We start from the raw sequence: 19,002 nt of genomic DNA on the forward strand, positions 1-19,002 counted from the left end.
AGGCCTCATCGTTCGGGGGCTGGTCGAGGAACCGGTCGCCGTGCCCTCCCATGAGGACTTCTCGGAGCCGCACCGCGCCATCGGCGAGTGGCGCTGGTGGCCATGGGAGCTGCTCGACTGGGTGCCCGAAGCAGCGCGAACCGCCTGGGACACGCCGTCCATCATGGTCTGGCACGTCGAGCGTGGCGCCTGAGTCAGAGGTGAGCCACTCGACGCAGATCCTCGCGATGCTTCCGGGGTAGGTCGTATCTCTGGTGCATGGCGCGTTGAGCCGCGGCGCTGACGCACGGGACAACCCGGCCGCCGACCGTCCCTGTGGCATCGAGGCAGCCGGGAGGCAGCACCCACGGGTCCATGGTCCTGAGCGACACCGAGCGATGCTCGACCTCGACGGCATGCACGTCCAGCTCGCGCCCGTCGCCATGGCGCTCGACGAACGCGGTGTCCCAGGTTCGCCCGTCGAGCGTGATCGGGTCGTTCTCCTCCCACTCGTAGGCGCGCGCGAAGCCCTGCTCCCGGAGCAAGGCGTGCAGGACAGGTAGATCACGGACGCTCACGAGCACATCGAGATCGTGGTGGTCCCTCGTCTCCTGCCCGAGGAGGGCATCGACTCCCCAGCCGCCCATGATCCACCAGCGGATGCCCGCTGCCGACGCGGCCGCTACGAGCTCGACCAGCTGCGTTGCCGTCATGGCTTGGTCGGTCATAGGCGTCACCCTGCTCGGAGACGTGGCCGCGCGCCAACCGATTCCGCGGCATGACCGCGCACCAGCAGCTGTGCATCCAGACTGACGACCTGCCCAAGGACGGACACGACGGATCGTCCGCCTCGATGTGTTGCCGAACGCCACGACCCGGTCAGCCTACGCAGAACTCGTTGCCCTCCGGGTCCAGCATGACGACGTGGTAGTCGTCCGGCTCCGCGATGCGCTCGACGACGGCGGCACCGGCGGCGATCAGCTCGACGACCCTGGCGTCGACGACCCGCTTGCGCTCCGGCAGGGGAAGCGTTCGGTCCTGCCCGGTCGGGTAGATGTCCAGGTGGATGCGACTCTTGCCGGTCTTCGGCTCCGGGACTTGTTGGAACCAGATCGGCGGCCCGCATCCTGTCGGATCGACGATCCGGTGGACGTACGGATCGTCCGGGTCTGTCGGTTCGTAGTCCAGGATCGGCGCCCAGAAGGCCATCAGCCGGCCAGGATCCCGGGCGTCCACCGTCAGCTGCCAGGCGACCATGGCGGCTCAGGCGTCGATGGACACCGAAGGCTGGACGGCTCGACGATCGCGTCGGCTGCCTGTTCGGCGATGCTCCGTTCCATGATGGGAGTGTCTCGCTGGACGTGCGTAGTGTCATCGGGCAGTCGGGGTCGCGGCATGTTCAGGTCCAGGAAGACCACCACCGTCTCGTCCGGGTGGACGAGGCTTGCTGCCGCCCGGCCCGCGACGATGGCACAGAGGATGCGCTCCTGCTCCGGGGCCTCCGTGACTCGGTGCGCATGACGGTGACCCCGCCGGCCGTGGTCGGCGGGGTGGGGGTCAGCCGGTATGTCGGTGGCCGAGGGGGCTGGTCCAGATGAACCCGGTGCCGGGGGCGTGGTGGTAGGTCCAGTCGGTGAAGGTCTTGAGCCGGTGGTGTCCCCGGCACAGGGGCGCGAGGTTCGAGGTGGTGGTCGCACCGGTGGGCCATTCGATGGTGTGGTCGGTGTCGGCGTGCTGGCCTTGGCGCCAGGAGGGCCGGTGGCAGAACGGGAACGGGCACTCCGGGTGCCGCAGTCGGACCTGTTCCTTGATCACCGGGGTGGCCTGGTAGGTCTCGGTGGAGATCTCGTCGTTGAGGTCGATGACCGGCCGCACGGTCACGGTGGTGCCGGCCTGCTGGCACCAGTGCTGGAGGTGTTCGGGGGTGATCACCGAGCGGGTGTTGTCGAGGTCGACCATGGTCTGGCCGGGGCGGGTGTGGGCGTAGATCACGACCTCCCGCCGCGGCTGCCCGGCCGGTGGGTCGCCGAGGAGGCCGGCCGCGATCGCGCGGCGCACCTCGAGGGGCAGCGCGGGGTCCAGGGTGTCGGCCTTCGCCGCGACCACGGCGTCCAGGGCGACCGCGTCGGCGACGTCGAGCAGCCCGGAGATCGGGACCAGGCCTTCGGCGGTCATGTACTTCAGGTGCACCTTGAAGTGCCGCTGCTCGGCCGCGGCGAGGCGGCGGCGCTCGGTCTCGGCGGGGTCGTGCTCGGCGCGGGCCTTCTCGACCTGCCGGTCGAGCTCGGCGAACGTGCACTTGTGGGCCACGAAGTACAGCGCCCGGTCCACGAACGCTGCTCCCGCGGGAGGGAGGGAGTGGGTGGCCCGGGCGATCTTGCGGGCCTTCCACACCGGCAGCCGGCCGTCCAGGACGCGGTGCCAGATCCGCGGCAGCCGGTGCGCGAGCTCGACCGCGTCGCCGAGGTAGTCCCGGCCGGCGTCGGTGGACAGCCCGACCGCGAGCGCGAACTCCGCGACCGCGCCCTCATCGATCGTGGGCGCCCCCGCCCCGGCGATCTGCAGGTCCCGCATCGACCAGTCCACGCCCTCCGCGGACTCGTCGTCGACCTCGTCGCCGGGGTGCAGCTCGACCCACTGGACCGCGAGCTGGAGCTTGCGGACCGCGGCGGCGTTCTCGATCTGGTGCTGCTCGCGGGCAGCATCGATCACCTCGGCTGCGCGGGTGATCGTGGTGGCTGCCATGACACCTACTCAAGCATCGACCACCGACACTGACAGGCCTGAAAGGCCTTATTTCACAGGGGTCTGGGTAACGAACAGGTCACGGTTTTCGGCCTGTTTCCACAGGTGGTGGCCGGCTGCCGGCAAGCCGGGAGGCAACGGCGACCACCCAGCCGCCGTCCCCGCTCGCTGCCTGTCGGTCGTCACCACCGACCACCCGCAACCCACGGACATGCCGACGCGTCGCGGACCGCAAGCCGGGAGACGACGACGACCACCCACCCGCCGTCCCCGTAGCTGCCCTGTCGGTCGTCACCACCGATCAGCCCGCAACCCGCAGACATGCCGACGCGTCGCGGACCGCAAGCCGGGAGGCGACCGCAACCACCCGCCAGCCGCCCCGTAGCTGCCATGTCGGTCGCCACCACCCACGGACCGCAAGCCACCGGCCAGTCGCGGACCCGCAAGCCGGGAGCAACCAACCGCCCGCCGTCCCGTTCGCCGCCCTATCGGTCGCCACCACCCACCGGCCGCAAACCCGCCGACATCCCGACCCGTCACGGTCCGCGAGCCGCAGGCACCACCCCTAGGCGCCGCCCAACCGCATCCGCAGCAGCAGCTCCAGCGCCACGGACTCGCCGTCGCGGGCGCCCTCGCCGACCTGCAGCGGGGGCGGGACCGGATCGACACGGACCGTGCGCCAGCGGCCGAAGCGCACGGGCGGGACGGTGAGCAGGTAGAAGCCGCCGTCGCGGCTGACGCCCACGGACCCGTCGCTGCGGAGGTACCAGCCGACGACACCGGTGCGGTAGCGGCCGCGACCGTGCCACGGCCGGGCGGTCAGCTCCTCGACCGGCAGCCCCGCGTACACGGCGTCCGCCACGAACCGGTCGACCAGGATCTGGGCCTTCGCGGCCTCCTGAGCACGGCGCCGCTCGTGCGCGGCTCGGTGCTCGTTCGCCCGCGCCGCGCGCTCCTGCCGGCTCTCGTCACTCATCGGGGAACGTGATCACTGCCTTCACGAAGCCGTCGGGCTTGTCGCGCAGGGTCGCGAACGCCTCGTCGATGCGCTCCAGCGGGAACCGGTGGGTGACCAGCCCCTCCATCGAGAGCACACCAGAGGACAGCAGCCGCATCCCCACGGACATGCCGCGCAGGATCACGGCGAGGTCGCGGAAGTGGGCGTTGACGATCCGGAAGGCCATCCAGTTCCAGTACGCCAGCGGCAGCGAGCGCTCCGCGCCCTGGTGGTAGCCGACGATCGCGATCGTGCCGCTCATCCGCGTCGTGTCGCCGCAGGTCGTCAGCGCGCTCTGGGTGCCGGTGCACTCGAACGTGATGTCGGCGCCGCGGCCGTCGGTGAGCGTCCGGACGACGTCGGGCAACGACTCGCGGGTCACGTCGACGACGTGCGTCGCGCCGAGCTTGCGGGCGCGCTCGAGCGCGTCCGCCCGGGCGTCCGCGACGATCAGCCGGCGCGGGCCGCGCAGGGCGGCGAGCCTCTGCACGAGGTTGCCCATGAAGCCGGCACCGATGACGAGCACGTCGTCGCCGAGCCGGACGTCGGCGGCCTCGACGGCGTTCACCGAGCACGCGATCGGCTCGGCCAGCGCGAGGTCCAGCGGCCCGTCGCCGGCCGGGAAGCAGTACGCCGCGCGCACCGCGACGTACTCCGCGAAGCCACGCTCGGTGACCCAGACGCCGACCCGGTCCCCTAGGACGAGCGAGGTGACCTCCTCACCGACCGAGGCGACGACGCCGCTCACCTCGTGCCCGGGGTACCGGACCTCGCCGGCGGGCGGGCCCTCGACCCACGGCTCGAGCTCCGAGGCGCAGACCCCCGACACGACGACGCGCACGAGAACCTCGTCGGGTCGGATCGACGGGATCGGCGCCTCCTCGATCGCGAACGACTGGCGGCCGTGCAGCGCCGCGATCCTCACGGGAGCTCCCCGTCGTGGAACACCACGATCGAGTAGACGCCCAGCGAGGCGAGGCACACCAGGTGCGCACCGTCCTCGCGGCCGAGCTCGAGCGGGGTCCGTGATCCGTCGCTGGCGACGACCGTGGCGCGCTCGCGGTCCTCGGGCAGCCGGACCCGGAGCGGGACGTCGATGAGGGTGCGCACCGCGTCAGCATCCCGGTCGTAGTCGTAGTTGACCAGGTGCAGCGCGTACGAGCCGTCGGCGAGGTGCTGCAGGTTCGCGGCGACGGACGCGTCCGTCGCCACCTGCCGGCCGTGCGGCAGCAGCTCGTCGAGCACGCCGTGGTGTGCAGTGCGGACGTTCGGGTGCGACGGCAGCTCCGCTGCCGCCCGGTCGGTCACCACGACGGTCCCCCCTGCGTCGAGGTAGCCCGACAGCGCCGCCACCTGTCCCTCGGTGAGGGCGAAGACGTCCGGTAGGACCACCGTCGAGTAGCGCAGCAGGGCCTCGCAGGAGGACCGGTCGGGCGCCGTGACGCCGTCCGGCCAGATCACCACGTCGTACGGCACGGCGGCGTTCGCCAGGGTCTCGGTGGCGACCCGGTACGGCACCACGACCGACTCGTCGCGCGCGTTCGTCGTGTTGTCGCTGGCGTCCGCCTTGCCGATCAGCTCCCGCGTGCTCTCCACGCTGAAGACGACCGCGACCTCGTTGGCCGTCCGCCGTGCGAACAGCGGCTCGTGGTCGGCCAGGAACGCCTGGACCCCACTGGCCAGCTCGTGCGGCGCGTAGAAGGAATCCTCGATGACGCTGCCCATCCAGGAGCCGTACGGCACCGACATGTTCGCGCCCATCGCCGCCGCTTCGAACAGCGACAGCCGGAACAGGTCGTAGCCGCGGCCCTTCCCCAGCAGGTCGATCAGCTCGGGGACGACTCCGCCGTATGGGTTCTCGACGACCACGACGTCCTTGTCGCCCGCGAACGCCGCGACGTAGCGGTACCACTCCGGCTGGCGGTACGTCGTGTTGCGCATCTCGGTGATGACCAGGTCGACGTCGTCGGCCAGCGCGAGGTACATCGGCTCGAGGTTGAAGAAGTTGCCGGACAGGATGATCTCGCGTCCCAGCGACCGGCCGTACTCCCGAGCGTAGTCGGCGAGCTCGGCGAAGTACTTCTTGATCTGCAGGCACTGGAACGCGTAGTAGTCGCCGAACAGCGGCGTCGACTCGCGGCCCGACTTGAAGTCGTAGCCCTGGGCCAGCAGCCAGTCGCCGTAGTGGAACGTGGCGAGGTCGACGCCGTCGAGCGCGATGTCGACCCGGGAAGGCTTCAGGGCCTGGAGGTATGCCCGGAAGCCCTTCATGCAGTCCTTGCAGAAGCACGCGCCGTACTGGAACGCGCCCATCGGGAGCTCGGCCTCGTCGAGCTGGATGCCGTCCGCGCCCGCGTCGAGCTGGATCCGGATCACGGCCTTGAGGTACTCGCGCCAGACCGGGTTGTTGCGGTCCATGTAGTAGCACTGGTGCTCGCGGTCGGGGCACTCCACCCAGTGCGCGTGGCACGGCTGCTGGTGGATGTCGCGGACCACGCACTCCTCGATCAGGTCCGTGACCGGCTCGCCGTCGCTGTTGACGAGACCGTCCGGGAAGTAGTGCTCGACCGGCTTCCAGAGCTTCGGGTAGCGGTTCGACGAGAACTCCCGCAGCCCCATCCAGTCGCGCTTGCCGACGCCTCGCAGCTCGTTCAGGGCGAGCACGGCGTCCTCGTCGTCGGTGAGCTCGACCGGGAACTCCCAGCCCTGCGCCTCGAAGACGATGCCGAGCACCTTGATGCCCCGCTCGTGGCAGGCGGCGATGAACTCGCTGTCGTTGACGAACCCGTAGAACCGCGAGCGCGCGTCGACGGGACCGAACGCCTCCTGCTCGAGGTACGGCAGCGCCAGCGAGCCGCCGCCCATCGACGCCCACACCAGCACGGTGGCGCGGAAGTCGACGAGGTCATCGACCATCCGCAGCCGTCGTGGCGGCAGGCTCGGGTGGTAGCAGTGCTGGCGGGGGAACCAGGCGTCGAAGTAGACACCGCGATGCATGGGCGGCCTTCCTGGGCTCGGGGGTGAGGAGGGTCAGATCTGGATGTACGGCGCGAGGGTGCGCCTGGCGATCGTGAGGCCGCGACGGACCTGCTCGGGCGAGCCGCTCCACACCGGGTCCTCGTGCTCGACCGAGACGGCGCCGTCGTAGCCCGCCTGGTGGAGCGTGTCCAGGACGCGTCGCCAGTCGACCTCGCCGAGGCCGGGGATGCGGTAGCGCCACCAGCCGCTCACCCAGGGCTCCTTCTCGATCACCCGGCCGAAGACGCCGTACCGGTTGCGCTGGTCGGCGCGCACCTCGACGTCCTTGGCCTGGACGTGCAGCACCCGGTCGACGACCGGCTCGAGCGCGGCGACGGGATCGATGCCGAGCCAGACGAGGTGCGACGGGTCGTAGTTCAGCCACAGCCCCAGGTCGGCCATCCAGCCCCACAGCTCGGGTGAGTAGGCGAGGTTGGCGGGGTAGCCGTCGGGGTGCCATCCCTCCATCGGGCAGTTCTCGATGACGAGGCGTACGTCGCGGGCCGCGGCGTACTCGACCAGCGGCGGCAGCACCTTCTCGGCGAGCCGCAGGTTCTCGGTCATCGTCCGCGAGACGTCCCTGCCGACGAACGTGCCCACGAGCCCGACGCCGAGGAGCTGCGCGGCGTCGATGCACCGGCGCAGGTGCTCATGGGTCGCCTCGCGCGTCTCCTGGTCCTCGTGCAGGTTGTTCTCGTAGTAGGCGACCGCCGACAGGGTCAGGCCCGCTTGGTCGAGGAGGGACCTGACCCTGTCGGCATCGGCCACCCCGAACGTCTCGACGTCGAGGTGGCTCGCTTCCCAGTCGCGGCCGGGCCGGTCCGGCCAGGCGGCGACCTCGAGCGCGTCGTACCCGTGGCTGCCCGCCCACCCGGCGATGTCCTCGAGGGACTCGCCGGGCAGGCAGGCCGTCAGGAGTCCCAGCTTCATGCGGTGGCCGGGACGTTGGCGTAGGCGTTGCCGGCGAGGTCCTCACCGCGGGCGAGCCAGATCTTCCACCCCTCGTTCTGCGGGACGTCCTGCATCTTCACCGACGAGGGGAAGTAGCGCATGGTGTACCCGGTACGCCGGACCGGGCTGGTGTTCGCCTTCGCGCCGTGCACGATCCGCCCGTCGTGCATGGAGAACTCGCCGCGCTTCAGCTCGAAGTAGACGGCCCGGTCCTCGTCGACGCCGCCGAGCTCGGCGTGGAAGGTCTGGGTGGTGATGTCCGCCGGCTGGTAGCCCTCCGAGAATCCTCCGTTGAGGTGCGAGCCCGGGATGACCCGCATGCAGCCGTTCTCCCGGAACGAGCCGTCCTCGAGCGCGAGCCAGATCGTGACGATGTTGTCGTAGGCGTCGAAGCGGCCCTCCCAGAACGCGCTGTCCTCGTGCCAGGGGGTGGCCCGGCCGGTGAAGGGGTCCTTGGAGATGAAGTGGCTCGACCAGAGTGCGATGTTCGGGCCGATCAGCGGCTCGACGGTGTCGAGGACCTCGTCGGAGAGGAGGAAGTCCAGCAGCCGCTCGTCGCGGTAGTGCGGGGTGTCCAGCTCGTCGGAGAGCTTGTCCCCCTTGTCGGCGAGGTGCTCGTTGAAGATCTGCTCCAGCCGGGACAGCTTCTCCTCGGAGAAGAGCTGCCGACCGGGCAGCAGGTATCCGTTGGTGCGGAAGGACTCGACGTGTTGCTCGGTCAGCACGGTCTTGCCTCTCAGGTCGTGGAGTGGTGTCGCCGACGCTACGGAGGGAGTGCGTCCGGTCACGACGCCTATCCTCGGTGCCGTTCGACTTATCTTCAGGAGCCCTGCTGGATGGCCCGGATGATCTCGACGAAGAGCTCCATGTCCTGGACGTAGTCCTCGGGCGAGGTCTTGGGCGTCCCGCCGTTCGTGACGACGTCGTGGAAGTACTCGAGCTCGTAGGTGTACGGGTCCTTCAGGTGCGGACGCCGCACCGACCGCTCGTAGGAGTCGCCGTCGGTGAGCTCGAGCTGCAGGGTGGTCGGGAAGTGCCGGACGTACGGCGTGTCGTACTGCACCTTCATCGTGCCGCTGGCGCCGTACAGCTCGATGTAGGTGTCGTAGCGCAGCTGGTCGTCGACTCCGGTCTCGTAGGTGACGACGAAGTCGCCGTAGTCGAGCAGCGCGACGACGTACCCGCCGTTGCGCCACATCTTCGCGGCCGAGACCTTCTGCGGAGAGCCGAGCAGCTCGCGCATCGCCGACAGGTCGTGGCTGCCGAGCCCGCAGAGCAGGCCGTAGGTCCACTCGAGCTCCTGCGGGACGTCCCCGAGCGCCTCCTTGACCAGCGCCGACCGACGCGCCCACTTCTCGTCCACGGCCTCCTGCGGCACGTCGTCGGGGCGGTCGACGTACGACGTCTGGTCGACGATCAGCCGGTTCTCGCCGATCACGTCATGGACCCGGACGTAACGGAGCTCGCCGAGCTCGGGCAGCCGCTCGACCGCCTCGTTGAAGGCCGGCGCGAAGCGGCGCATGTAGGCGACCATCACGGTCTTCCCGGACCGGTCGCGTGCGGCGATGATCTCCTCGGCCTCGCGTGGGCTGAGGCACATCGGCTTCTCGACCAGCACGTCGATGCCGGCGTCGAGCGCGGTGATCGTGCACTCGGCGTGGTACTCGTCGCTGTTCAGCACGAGCACGCAGTCGAGGTCGCCGGCCGCGAGCATCTCGTGGAAGTCGGTGTAGCGGTGCTCGACGCGGTAGCGGTCGCCGACCCGCTTGACCAGGCCCGGCGAGATGTCGCAGACCGCCGCCAGCTCGTAGCGGTCCGGCAGTGACTCGATGATCGGCAGGTGGATCACCTGGGCGACCTCGCCCAGTCCGATCACTCCGACACGAAGCTTGCTCAACGTGCTCCCTCTCGTGGTTGGGCGGTTCAGATCTTGGTCCAGGCGGCGCCGTCCGCCGACGAGCGCTCGACGGCGTCGAGCACGCGCTGCACCTGGAGTCCGTCGGCGAACGACGGCGACGGCGGCACACCGGCCCCGATGTCGCGGACCAGGTCGGCGATCTCGTTGACGAAGGTGTGCTCGTACCCGAGACCGTGACCGGGCGGCCACCACGACCCCGTGTAGGGGTGGTCGGGCTCGGTCACCAGGATCCGGCGGAAGCCGGCGTCCCTGGCCGGCACCGTCGCGTCGTGGACGTGCAGCTCGTTCATGGCCTCGAAGTCGAAGGCGATGCTCCCCCTCGAGCCGTTGACCTCGATGCGCATGGCGTTCTTGCGGCCGGTCGCGAAGCGGGTCGCCTCGTACGTCGCCAGCGCGCCGCCGTCGGTGCGCGCGAAGAAGACGGCCGCGTCGTCGACGGTCACCTCCCCCGTCTCCGCACCACCGCTGGCGCTCAGGCCGGAGGCCGCCTCGGGCAGCGGCCTGCGGTCCACGAACCGGGTGAGGTGGCCCGCGACCTCGGTCAGCCGCTGGCCGGTGAGGAACTGGGACAGGTCGACGATGTGGGCGCCGATGTCGCCGAGGGCTCCGGAGCCGGCCTTGTCCTTCTGCAACCGCCAGACCAGAGGGAACTCCGGGTCGACGATCCAGTCCTGGAGGTACTGCGCGCGGATGTGGTGGACGGTGCCGACCGCGCCGTCCTCGATCAGCCGTCGGGCGTACGCCAGGGCCGGCGTGCGGCGGTAGTTGAAGCCGACCATCGACAGCACGCCATCGGCCCGGGCCGCCTCGGCCGCCTCGGTCATCTGCTCCGCCTCGGCCACCGTGTTGGCGAGCGGCTTCTCGCACAGCACGTGCTTGCCGGCCTCGAGCGCGGCGATCGCGATCTCGTGGTGCGAGTCGCCGGGCGTGCAGATGTCGACCAGCTGCACGTCGTCGCGCTCGAGCACGTCGCGCCAGTCGGTGGTCCACGCGGCCCAGCCCTGCTGCTCGGCGGCGTCGCGGGTCGCGGACTCCGTCCGACCGCACACGACGTTCATCGCCGGCCGCAGCGGGAGGTCGAAGAACCGGTGCGCGTTGCGCCACGCCTGTGCGTGGGCGGCACCCATGAACGCGTAGCCGATCATGGCCACGCCCAGGGTCGGGGTCTCCGCGCCGTCGGTCTCCTGCACGCCCATCCGGACCCTCCCTCGTCGTACCTGCTCGTCACGCTCGGCCGCGATATTGCGCAAATCGGTTTGCTAACGGAACGCTAGGGGCTGCGGGTGCCCGGGTCAATGGCCCTCACGGACGAGCGTGCAAGGTGCCCACGCCGATCTGCGCGGCGCGCGCGAACGACACCTGAGCGCCCGGCCGCGCAACGGCGTAGGTGCCGGCCCGGACGCCGATCCGCACGGACTCGACCAGGTCCGTGCCGGCGCTGAGGGCGGCGGCGAGGGCACCGGTGAACGCGTCGCCGGCGCCCGTGGTGTCGACCACGTCGGCCGCCTCCGCGAGCACGTGGTCGACCGCGCTCCCCCTGCCGACCACGGCCCCGTCGGCGCCGACGGTGACCACGACCGAGCGGCAGCGACCGGCGATCTCGGCGGCCGCCGCGCGCGCCTCGTCGACACCACGCACCTCACGACCGAGGAGACCGCTGGCCTCGGACTCGTTCACGACCAGCGGATCGCACAGCGCGAGGACGTCCTCGGGCACCGGGCGGTACGGCGCCAGGTTGACCACCGCCCGGGCGCCCACCTCCTCTGCGGCCGTGATCGCGGCCTCGAAGGCAGGGGGCGGGATCTCCGCCTGGGTGACGAGCACCCCGCCCACGGAGAGCAGCTCGCCCACCGCGCGCGACGTGGTCGCGGCCTCCAGCAGCTCGTTGGCGCCCGGCGCCACGACGATCGAGTTCTCACCGGTCGCGTCGACCATGACGAAGGCCAGTCCGGTGCGGACGCTGGTGGCGACCAGCTCCGTGGTGTCCACCCACGCGTCGGCGAGGTCCTTGGCCAGCGCCCGCCCGTCGTCGTCGCGCCCGACCCGGGCGACGATGGCCGTGCGCGCTCCGAGCAGGCTCGCGGCGACCGCCTGGTTGCCGCCCTTGCCGCCCGAGCCGACACTGGCCTCGCCGCCGAGCACCGTCTCGCCTGGCGCGGGAAGCACCGCCACCCGGCAGACGTAGTCGCGGTTGACGGAACCGACCACGACCACGTCGACCAGACGGCTCACGGGAGGCCCGCCATCCGCTCGACGAACAGCGCGCGGAACGCCTCGGCGTCCACCGCGGTCGCGATCCGGGCGTTGGGGGCAGGCGGGTCCTCCCACATCAGCAGGTCCGCGACCGCCACTCCCCGGGTGAAGCGTCCCTCGGTCTCGACGTCGACGTGCGCGTCGCGCCACGTCACCAGGTCGGGGCGGCTCACCACGGCGACGGCGAGCGGGTCGTGCAGTGCGCAGCTGCCCTGCTCGATCTCCTCGCGCGGCTTCACCCGCTCCTGGAACGCGATCCAGGCGAGCGTGTGCTCCGATGCGAGCCTGCCGAAGGCGCCGCCGTCGGCGAGGCGCTCGGCGTCGTCCCGGCTCAGCCGCACCCGGCGGGTGACGTCGAGCCCGACCAGCCGGAGTCGTGCGCCGCTCTCCATCACGGCCTGCGCTGCTGGGGGGTCACACCAGAAGTTGTACTCCCCCGGCATCGCCGCGACGTTCGTCTGCTCGAGGTAGACCCCGCCCATCACGACGATCTCCCGCACCGCGGTCCCGACGGCGGGCTCGATCTCCAGCGCCTTCGCGACGTTCGTCAGCGGTCCGATCGTCACGAGCGTGAGCTCGCCGGGCTCGGCGAGGACACGGCGCACGATCTCCGTCGCCGCGTCCTCGTCGGCCGGCAGGCCCTGCACGACGGGTACGTCGGTGCGGCCCAGCACCGCGAGCAGCTCGTGGGTGAGTCGCGTGGAGGTGACCACGTCGCTGTTGCCGCCGACGGTCGTGACGACCTCGACCCGGAGGCCCGGGTCGGCCAGGGCGAGCGCGAGCGCGAAGCCGTCGTCGATGTCCGAGCCCGGCGCCCCCATCGCCAGGTCGGTGTCGAGGATGATCCTCGTGGGACCCGGCGTCAGCGGCTCGCCCACAGGAGGCCCCGCTCGGTGAGGGTGCGCACGTCGGGGTGGTCGAGGTCCTCGAGCTTGTGGCCGATCGTCGAGACGAAGACCCGGCCGCGACCCCACTGACGGGTCCAGACCGCAGGGCAGGTGAGCTCCTCGCGCCACGGCGTGTCGTCGCGCACGCCGAAGGTCGTGGTCGCGAGGACGTCGTTGAGGTCGTCGGTGAGGACCCAGTACTGCTCGGTGTTCAGCGACCACCGGTCCAGCCCGGCGACGATCTCGTGGTCCGCCTTCGCCGGCACCACCGCGACCTCGTGGTCCACGAAGCCGCCGGGGTGCGCGGCCCACTGACCGCCGGTGAGGTGCAGGTAGTCCGGCGAGCCGCGGAACGAGTCGCAGACGCCGCCGTGCCACCCGGCCAGTCCGGTGCCGGCAGCGACCGCCGCGGACAAGCCCAGGACCTGCTCGTCGGTCGCCTCGCCCTGGGTGTAGCACTGCACGACCAGGTCGGTGGCGGTGAGCCGGTCGGCGTCGGCGTACACCTCCGGTCCGTCGTGGACCTCGACGGCGAAGCCGTGCTCCTTCAGGAACGGGATGAACCGCTCCGTTGCCTCGACGGGGCTGTGGCCCTCCCAGCCACCCCGGACGACCAGGGCCTGCCGGGTGCGCGTGCTGTCCATGCGGTTCCTCTCTCGCTGAGTGTCGAGCGGCACGCTAGCCAAACGATTTGCTCAACGCCAGTGAGTCGGCGCCCGCGATCTGCCATCGTGAGCGCGTGAGCGTCTTCGACCAGCCGATCCACCCCGCGATCGAGGCGTGGGTCGCGGAGCTGCAGCGCGCGTTCCGGCAGACCGCCGGCCACGCGATCAGTGACCTCGCCCAGGCCGCCCCGCACCCGCGGCGTGACCTGGTCGCGGTGACCGCGGCGCTCCGGCCCGAGCCCGACTCCGCGGAGCGGCGGGTGGTGCTGCTCGTCGACGGGTCCGGGACGCCGCGGCCGGTGCTGTCCGGTGCCGGGTGCTGGTCCCCGGTCTGGTCCCCGGACGGCGACCGGCTCTGCGTGCTCGCCGACGACGGGGCGGTCATCACCGACACCGACGGCGTCGAGTCGGCCCGGACACCCGACGTCGGCGGCCTCGTCGAGGTCGCCCGCTGGTCTCCCGACGGCCGGCGGCTGCTGCTCGTCGTCGCCGAGCCCGGGGCCGAGATCTCCGACGTCTGGGGGTCGGGCACCGTGGGAGGCGTCGGGACGGAGTCCTGGCGGCCGCACGTGCTCCCGGCCGCGACCGGCCGGCGGCGTCTCGTCGAGTGGGAGGTCGGGTCGACCGACCACCGCGTCCTCACCCGGCTGAACGTCTGGGAGGCCGACTGGGTCGGCCACGACGCCGTGGCGCTGGTGAGCGACGGGGCCGGAGAAGGCGCCTGGTACGACGCCTGGCTCGTGCAGATCTCCCCCGACGCCACCGTGGCGTTGCTGCACGAGGAGCGGTTCCAGATCGCCCGTCCCGGCGGCTCCCCGGACGGGCGGACCTGGTCGGCGATCACCGGCTTCGCGAGCGACCGCGACCTGCTCGCCGGCGAGCTGCTGGTGGGCCGCCTCGACGGCGAGGCGTCGCGGGTCGCGACGCCCGGCGTGCACGTCACCGAGCACCGCTGGCTCGACGACCGCACGATCCTCTTCATCGGCCAGCGCAGCCTCGCCACGGTGCTCGGCACCGTCGACGTGACGACCGGCGAGTGCACGGAGCTCTGGAGCGGGACGGCCACGACCGGCCGGTACCAGCCCGAGCTCGGCGGCCTCGCGGCCGACGGCCGCCCGGTGCTCGTGCTCGAGCGGCACGACCTGCCGCCGACGCTGGCGCGGATCGAGGCCGACGGCACGCCGGCCGAGCTCCTGAGCAGCCGCGGCCCCGGCACCGACGCGGTGCGGGCGGCGTACGGCGAGGCGCGACCGGTGTCGTGGACGGCCCCGGACGGCCTGGCGATGGACGGGCTTCTCGACCTGCCCCGGACGCCCGGGCCGCGCCCGCTCGTCGTGCACCCGCACGGCGGCCCGGTCTGCGGCTACCGCGACGGCTGGATCGGTCGCGACGCACACACCGTGGTGCTGGTCGCGCGCGGGTACGCCGTGTTCCGGCCCAACCCGCGCGGGAGCTCGGGACGCGGCCCGGAGTTCGCCGAGGCGGTGCGCGGGGACATGGGCGGCCTGGACGCGCAGGACATCCTCAGCGGGATCGACCACCTGGTCGCCTCCGGGCTCGTGGACCCCGAGCGGGTGGGCGTGGTCGGGCAGAGCTACGGCGGCTACCTGGCCTGCTGGCTGCCCGTCCTGTCCAGCCGGTTCCGGGCAGCGGTGTCGCGGTCGCCGTGCACGGACTGGCGGTCGTTCCACCTGACCAGCAACCTCGCGGAGTTCGACCGGCTGTTCCTCGACGGCGACCCGTGGGACCCGGACTCGCAGTACCAGACCCGCAACCCGCTGACCCACCACCACCGGATCCGGACCCCGACCTTCCTGACCGCCGGGTCCCGCGACCTCGCGACGCCCGCGAACCAGGCCGAACAGATGTACCGGGCGCTCACCGAGCGCGGGGTTCCCGCGGCGCTGGCGATCTACCCCGAGGAGGGCCACGGGGTGCAGGCCCCGCCGGCGCTCGCCGACCAGTGCGCGCGGATGGTCGCCTGGTTCGAGAGGTACATGCCGGCCGTGCCGTGAGGCAGGTCAGAAGCCGAGGCGCCGACCGGGCAGGTCGTTGCGCACCGCGGCGCCCTTCTCCCGCGCGGTCTCCCTGAGCTCCGACTGGAAGTCGACCATCCTCGCCCGGAGCGCGGGATCGGTCGCGGCCAGGATGCGCACGGCCAGGAGGCCGGCGTTCCGCGCACCGCCGACGGCGACCGTGGCGACCGGGACGCCCGCCGGCATCTGCACGATCGAGAGCAGGGAGTCCATGCCGTCGAGGTACTTCAGCGGCACCGGCACACCGACGACCGGCAGCGGGGTGACCGAGGCGAGCATGCCCGGCAGGTGCGCCGCACCGCCGGCGCCGGCGATGATCACCGCGAGCCCGCGCCCCGCGGCCTCCCGGCCGTAGGCCAGCATCTCCTCCGGCATCCGGTGCGCGGAGACGACGTCCGCCTCGTGCTCCACACCGAACTCGGTCAGGGCCTCGGCCGCGGCCTTCATCACCGGCCAGTCCGAGTCCGACCCCATCACGATGCCCACCCGTGCGCTCATCGGCTACTCACTCTCGTTTCCCAGGTCGCCGCGGAACCACGCGGCGGCGTGCCGCGCGCGCTCGAGGCAGTCCTCGAGGTCGTCGCCGTAGGCGTTGACGTGGCCGACCTTGCGGCCCGGCCGCAGGTCCTTGCCGTACAGGTGCACCCGCAGGAACGGGTCGCGCGCCAACGCGTGCGGGTAGCCGTCGTACAGGCGTCCGACAGCGGGGTCCGGACCACCGAGGATGTTCACCATGACCGTCCACCGGGCGCGCGGCGCGGGCGACCCGAGCGGCAGGTCGAGCACGGCCCTGAGGTGGTTCTCGAACTGGGAGGTCACCGCACCGTCCTGGCTCCAGTGCCCGGTGTTGTGCGGCCGCATCGCCAGCTCGTTGACCAGCACCCGGCCGTCGTAAGTCTCGAACAGCTCGACCGCGAGCACCCCGGTCACGTCCAGCGCCCCGGCGATCCGCAGCGCGATCTGCTGCGCCTCGCCCGCCAGCGCTGCGGACAGGTCGGGGGCGGGGGCGACCACCTCGACGCAGATGCCGTCCTGCTGCGTGGAGGCGACGACGGGGTACGCCGCGGCCTGGCCGCTCGGCGAGCGCACGACGAGCGCGGACAGCTCGCGGCGGAAGTCGACCAGCTCCTCGGCGAGGATCCGCACCCCCGAGGACCCCGCGGTCTCGAACGCCTCGGCGCAGTCGGCGGCCGACCGCACGAACCACACCCCCTTGCCGTCGTACCCCCCGCGCGTGGTCTTGAGGACGCAGGGGAACCCGAACGCCTCGACGTCGGCGACCGAGGCGACCAGCGCGTTGCGCGGGCACGGGACGCCGAGGTCGGCGAGCCGCTCGCGCATCACGCCCTTGTCCTGGGCGTGCACGAGCGCCTCGGGGCCGGGACGGACGGCGGTCCCGTCGGCCGCCAGGGCGTGCAGGTGCTCGGTCGGGACGTGCTCGTGGTCGAAGGTGACGACCTGGCAGCCGTCGGTGACCTTCCGCAGCGTGTCGAGGTCGCGGTAGTCGCCGACGAGGTGGTCGGGGATCACCTGGGCGGCCGAGACCCCCTCCGCCTCGGCGAGCAGCCGCAGCGGCAGCCCCATCGCGGCGGCGGGCTCGGCCATCATCCGGGCCAGCTGGCCGCCGCCGATGACAGCGAGGGTCGGGGCGAGCCGGTGCTGGTGGCTGGGCACACGGAGACTCTAGGGGTTGTCGGTCCCGGTCTCGAACCGCAGCCCCTGGCCGCGGATCGTCGTGATCAGCCGCGGGTTCCTGCTGTCGTCACCGAGCTTGCGGCGCACCCACCCGAGGTGCACGTCGATGGTCTTCGAGGAGGTCCAGAAGGTCGTGTGCCAGACCTCGCGCATCAGCTCGTCGCGGGAGACGATCGTGCCCGCGCGCTCCATCAGCGCGAGCAGCAGGTCGAACTCCTTGCGGGACAGCACGATCTCGTCCGAACCCCGCCAGGCGCGGCGGGTCTCGGGATCGAGCCGGATGTCCTGCACCTCGACCATCTACCCACGGTAGGGATGCCGGGGCCGGCTGACTCCCGAACGACGAAACTGTGATCCGGACGCCGAGCGTCCTCGCCCGTCCTCAGGCGCGCCGGACGGCCACCGGCTCCACGATGCCGAACCCCCGCACCGGCCGGGCCGGGAGCGGCCGGGTCTCGAACTCGGTGTCCGGCAGCAGCTCCGCGGTGGCCTGGTCGATGATGATCCGGTTCCGCCGGGCGACCGCGGTGAGCCGCGAGGCGAGGTTGACCGGCGGCCCGAACACGTCGCCGAGCCGCATCACCACGGAGCCGCTGGCCAGGCCGACTCGTACGTCGGGCATCCGCGAGTCCCGGCCGATCACGTTGATGATGCCCTCGGCGGTGTCGTAGGCGCGGACCGGGTCGTCGTTCACGAACAGCACCGAGTCACCGATGCTCTTGATGATCCGGCCCCGCCGGGCCGCGACCACGTCGGCGCACCGCGACTCGAACAGCTCGACCAGGTCGCCGATCCGCTCCTCGGTCAGCCGGTTCGACAGGGCGGTGAAGCTCACGATGTCGGCGAAGCCGACCGTCAGCGGGACGGTGTTGAGGTCCTCCTCGTTCGCGCCGAGCGCCTCGACGCGCGCGACGGCCGCGGCCAGGTGCCGCTTCCACACGTAGACGAGCAGGTCCTCGAAGGGCGCCTGGATCTCGTCGATCAGCCGCAGTGCGGAGCCGATCCGGCTGCCGGTCGCCTCGTCGCCGGCCTCGAGCTCCTCGACCCGGTGCACGAGCGTCGCGACCTCCCAGTCCGCGAGCCGGGCCATGGTCTGCCCGACCGCGCGGGTCAGGTTGACCGCCATGTCGAAGTCGATCAGGCCCGAGCGGACCACCCCGAGCAGGGTCGACAGCGCCTCGGTGTCGGAGTCCGTGAACGCGGTCTCGAGCCCGTGCTCGGGGAACCCGAGGGCCCGCCAGAGCCGGCGGGCCTCGTCGATCGTCACGCCGGTCTGCTCCGCCACCTGCGGGGCGTTGAAGACCGGCTCCTCCCCGAGGATCGCGCGTTCGAGGTCCTCGGGAGCCGGACGGTCAGGTTCCTTCATGTCCCGCCGTAGCGTCGTTGGACCCGTGCAGCAGCTCGTTGATCCGGCGCTGGGTCTCCTCGACCCGCGGGATGTCGTGCAGCCGCACCTGCCCGTGCGTGCTCGCGTCCGCGATCACGAGGGTGCCGCACCCGAGCAGCCGGTCGATCGGCCCGAACTCGTAGGCCACGTCGCTGATCCGGGCCAGCGGGATGTCGTGGCCGCGCCGCACGATCACGCCGTGCCGGGTGATCAGCCGGCGGTTCGTGACGGTGTACGTCGCGGTCGCCCAGACGATCACGGGGCGCAGCACGAACCAGACCGCGAGGCAGGCGAGCACGATCCAGATCACGAGCATCACCGTGCCGTTGTCGATCTTCGTCTGTGCGTAGGTGCCGACCGCCAGCAGGACGACCAGGCAGATGAGCGGCCACAGCAGGGCCTTGACGTGCGTGCGGGTGTCGACGACGACGGTCTCACCCTCGTTGAGCAGCTTGCGGGAGATGGCCACGC

20 protein-coding genes are annotated in these 19,002 nt (G+C 71.7%); 2 read left to right on the forward strand and 18 right to left on the reverse strand.

Annotated elements, in window-relative coordinates:
* Window positions 1–40 precede the first annotated feature (40 nt).
* Window positions 41–193 (forward strand): hypothetical protein, encoded by a 153-nt coding sequence (locus ACVW2K_RS20280; RefSeq protein WP_457203743.1) that lies wholly within the window; start codon window positions 41–43, stop codon window positions 191–193.
* 1 nt (window position 194) lies between these two features.
* Here the strand turns inward: ACVW2K_RS20280 and ACVW2K_RS20285 are convergent, their stop codons facing one another.
* The 13 genes from ACVW2K_RS20285 to ACVW2K_RS20345 form a co-directional block, all read right to left on the reverse strand.
* Window positions 195–707 carry a nucleotidyltransferase domain-containing protein gene (locus ACVW2K_RS20285; RefSeq protein WP_457203744.1) on the reverse strand — a complete coding sequence of 171 codons (513 nt, stop codon included), beginning with the start codon at window positions 705–707 and terminating at the stop codon, window positions 195–197.
* 151 nt (window positions 708–858) lie between these two features.
* Window positions 859–1,236, reverse strand: coding sequence for a VOC family protein (locus ACVW2K_RS20290; RefSeq protein ID WP_457203745.1), 378 nt, complete (start codon window positions 1,234–1,236; stop codon window positions 859–861).
* A gap of 300 nt (window positions 1,237–1,536) precedes the next feature.
* Window positions 1,537–2,724, reverse strand: coding sequence for an HNH endonuclease signature motif containing protein (locus ACVW2K_RS20295; protein WP_457203746.1), 1,188 nt, complete (start codon window positions 2,722–2,724; stop codon window positions 1,537–1,539).
* Window positions 2,725–3,289: 565 nt separating this feature from the next.
* Entirely contained in the window at window positions 3,290–3,700 is a 411-nt protein-coding gene (locus ACVW2K_RS20300; protein WP_028635756.1) for a hypothetical protein, read from the reverse strand.
* Entirely contained in the window at window positions 3,693–4,646 is a 954-nt protein-coding gene (locus ACVW2K_RS20305; RefSeq protein WP_457203747.1) for a zinc-binding dehydrogenase, read from the reverse strand. The genes ACVW2K_RS20300 and ACVW2K_RS20305 overlap by 8 nt, the downstream gene beginning before the upstream one ends.
* Window positions 4,643–6,718 (reverse strand): hypothetical protein, encoded by a 2,076-nt coding sequence (locus tag ACVW2K_RS20310; RefSeq protein ID WP_457203748.1) that lies wholly within the window; start codon window positions 6,716–6,718, stop codon window positions 4,643–4,645. The genes ACVW2K_RS20305 and ACVW2K_RS20310 overlap by 4 nt, the downstream gene beginning before the upstream one ends.
* A 33-nt stretch (window positions 6,719–6,751) precedes the next feature.
* On the reverse strand, window positions 6,752–7,669 hold the full coding sequence (locus tag ACVW2K_RS20315) for a sugar phosphate isomerase/epimerase family protein (protein ID WP_457203749.1): 918 nt from the start codon (window positions 7,667–7,669) through the stop codon (window positions 6,752–6,754).
* A complete protein-coding gene (locus ACVW2K_RS20320) occupies window positions 7,666–8,415 on the reverse strand; it encodes a phytanoyl-CoA dioxygenase family protein (protein ID WP_457203750.1) in 750 nt (249 codons plus the stop codon). Before ACVW2K_RS20320 ends, ACVW2K_RS20315 begins: the two co-directional genes overlap by 4 nt.
* 95 nt (window positions 8,416–8,510) lie before the next feature.
* Window positions 8,511–9,587 carry a Gfo/Idh/MocA family protein gene (locus ACVW2K_RS20325; RefSeq protein ID WP_457203751.1) on the reverse strand — a complete coding sequence of 359 codons (1,077 nt, stop codon included), beginning with the start codon at window positions 9,585–9,587 and terminating at the stop codon, window positions 8,511–8,513.
* Between the two features lie 26 nt (window positions 9,588–9,613).
* Entirely contained in the window at window positions 9,614–10,804 is a 1,191-nt protein-coding gene (locus ACVW2K_RS20330; protein WP_051548555.1) for a Gfo/Idh/MocA family protein, read from the reverse strand.
* Between the two features lie 106 nt (window positions 10,805–10,910).
* Window positions 10,911–11,840 carry a ribokinase gene (locus tag ACVW2K_RS20335; RefSeq protein WP_457203752.1) on the reverse strand — a complete coding sequence of 310 codons (930 nt, stop codon included), beginning with the start codon at window positions 11,838–11,840 and terminating at the stop codon, window positions 10,911–10,913.
* Window positions 11,837–12,739, reverse strand: coding sequence for a nucleoside hydrolase (locus ACVW2K_RS20340; RefSeq protein WP_457203753.1), 903 nt, complete (start codon window positions 12,737–12,739; stop codon window positions 11,837–11,839). The genes ACVW2K_RS20335 and ACVW2K_RS20340 overlap by 4 nt, the downstream gene beginning before the upstream one ends.
* Window positions 12,724–13,392, reverse strand: coding sequence for a ThuA domain-containing protein (locus tag ACVW2K_RS20345; protein ID WP_457203754.1), 669 nt, complete (start codon window positions 13,390–13,392; stop codon window positions 12,724–12,726). The genes ACVW2K_RS20340 and ACVW2K_RS20345 overlap by 16 nt, the downstream gene beginning before the upstream one ends.
* A gap of 95 nt (window positions 13,393–13,487) precedes the next feature.
* Here ACVW2K_RS20345 and ACVW2K_RS20350 point away from each other — a divergent pair, with 95 nt between their 5' ends.
* Window positions 13,488–15,428, forward strand: coding sequence for an alpha/beta fold hydrolase (locus tag ACVW2K_RS20350; protein WP_457203755.1), 1,941 nt, complete (start codon window positions 13,488–13,490; stop codon window positions 15,426–15,428).
* Between the two features lie 6 nt (window positions 15,429–15,434).
* Here the strand turns inward: ACVW2K_RS20350 and purE are convergent, their stop codons facing one another.
* The 5 genes from purE to ACVW2K_RS20375 form a co-directional block, all read right to left on the reverse strand.
* Complete coding sequence (gene purE, locus ACVW2K_RS20355) at window positions 15,435–15,947, reverse strand: 5-(carboxyamino)imidazole ribonucleotide mutase (RefSeq protein WP_028635747.1); 513 nt, start codon at window positions 15,945–15,947, stop codon at window positions 15,435–15,437.
* Between the two features lie 3 nt (window positions 15,948–15,950).
* The gene (locus ACVW2K_RS20360; protein ID WP_457204099.1) at window positions 15,951–17,057 is read right to left on the reverse strand and encodes a 5-(carboxyamino)imidazole ribonucleotide synthase; all 1,107 of its coding nucleotides are present in this window, start codon (window positions 17,055–17,057) and stop codon (window positions 15,951–15,953) included.
* Window positions 17,058–17,132: 75 nt separating this feature from the next.
* Window positions 17,133–17,444, reverse strand: a complete 312-nt coding sequence (locus ACVW2K_RS20365) for a winged helix-turn-helix domain-containing protein (RefSeq protein WP_028635745.1) — start codon at window positions 17,442–17,444, stop codon at window positions 17,133–17,135.
* An 82-nt stretch (window positions 17,445–17,526) separates the two neighbouring features.
* Window positions 17,527–18,510, reverse strand: coding sequence for an adenylate/guanylate cyclase domain-containing protein (locus ACVW2K_RS20370; RefSeq protein WP_028635744.1), 984 nt, complete (start codon window positions 18,508–18,510; stop codon window positions 17,527–17,529).
* A complete protein-coding gene (locus ACVW2K_RS20375) occupies window positions 18,497–19,000 on the reverse strand; it encodes a PH domain-containing protein (RefSeq protein ID WP_028635743.1) in 504 nt (167 codons plus the stop codon). Before ACVW2K_RS20375 ends, ACVW2K_RS20370 begins: the two co-directional genes overlap by 14 nt.
* Window positions 19,001–19,002: the final 2 nt, after the last annotated feature.

The organism is Nocardioides sp. HB32 (genome assembly GCF_054058995.1).

Excerpts from the sequence above, each read along its gene's own strand:
- ACVW2K_RS20285 (WP_457203744.1), bottom strand. The coding sequence starts at position 707 with ATGACCGACCAAGCCATGACGGCAACGCAGCTGGTCGAGCTCGTAGCG.
- ACVW2K_RS20290 (WP_457203745.1), bottom strand. The coding sequence starts at position 1,236 with ATGGTCGCCTGGCAGCTGACGGTGGACGCCCGGGATCCTGGCCGGCTG.
- ACVW2K_RS20295 (WP_457203746.1), bottom strand. The coding sequence starts at position 2,724 with ATGGCAGCCACCACGATCACCCGCGCAGCCGAGGTGATCGATGCTGCC.
- ACVW2K_RS20300 (WP_028635756.1), bottom strand. The coding sequence starts at position 3,700 with ATGAGTGACGAGAGCCGGCAGGAGCGCGCGGCGCGGGCGAACGAGCAC.
- ACVW2K_RS20310 (WP_457203748.1), bottom strand. The coding sequence starts at position 6,718 with ATGCATCGCGGTGTCTACTTCGACGCCTGGTTCCCCCGCCAGCACTGC.
- ACVW2K_RS20315 (WP_457203749.1), bottom strand. The coding sequence starts at position 7,669 with ATGAAGCTGGGACTCCTGACGGCCTGCCTGCCCGGCGAGTCCCTCGAG.
- ACVW2K_RS20330 (WP_051548555.1), bottom strand. The coding sequence starts at position 10,804 with ATGGGCGTGCAGGAGACCGACGGCGCGGAGACCCCGACCCTGGGCGTG.
- ACVW2K_RS20345 (WP_457203754.1), bottom strand. The coding sequence starts at position 13,392 with ATGGACAGCACGCGCACCCGGCAGGCCCTGGTCGTCCGGGGTGGCTGG.
- purE (WP_028635747.1), bottom strand. The coding sequence starts at position 15,947 with ATGAGCGCACGGGTGGGCATCGTGATGGGGTCGGACTCGGACTGGCCG.
- ACVW2K_RS20360 (WP_457204099.1), bottom strand. The coding sequence starts at position 17,057 with ATGATGGCCGAGCCCGCCGCCGCGATGGGGCTGCCGCTGCGGCTGCTC.
- ACVW2K_RS20365 (WP_028635745.1), bottom strand. The coding sequence starts at position 17,444 with ATGGTCGAGGTGCAGGACATCCGGCTCGATCCCGAGACCCGCCGCGCC.
- ACVW2K_RS20370 (WP_028635744.1), bottom strand. The coding sequence starts at position 18,510 with ATGAAGGAACCTGACCGTCCGGCTCCCGAGGACCTCGAACGCGCGATC.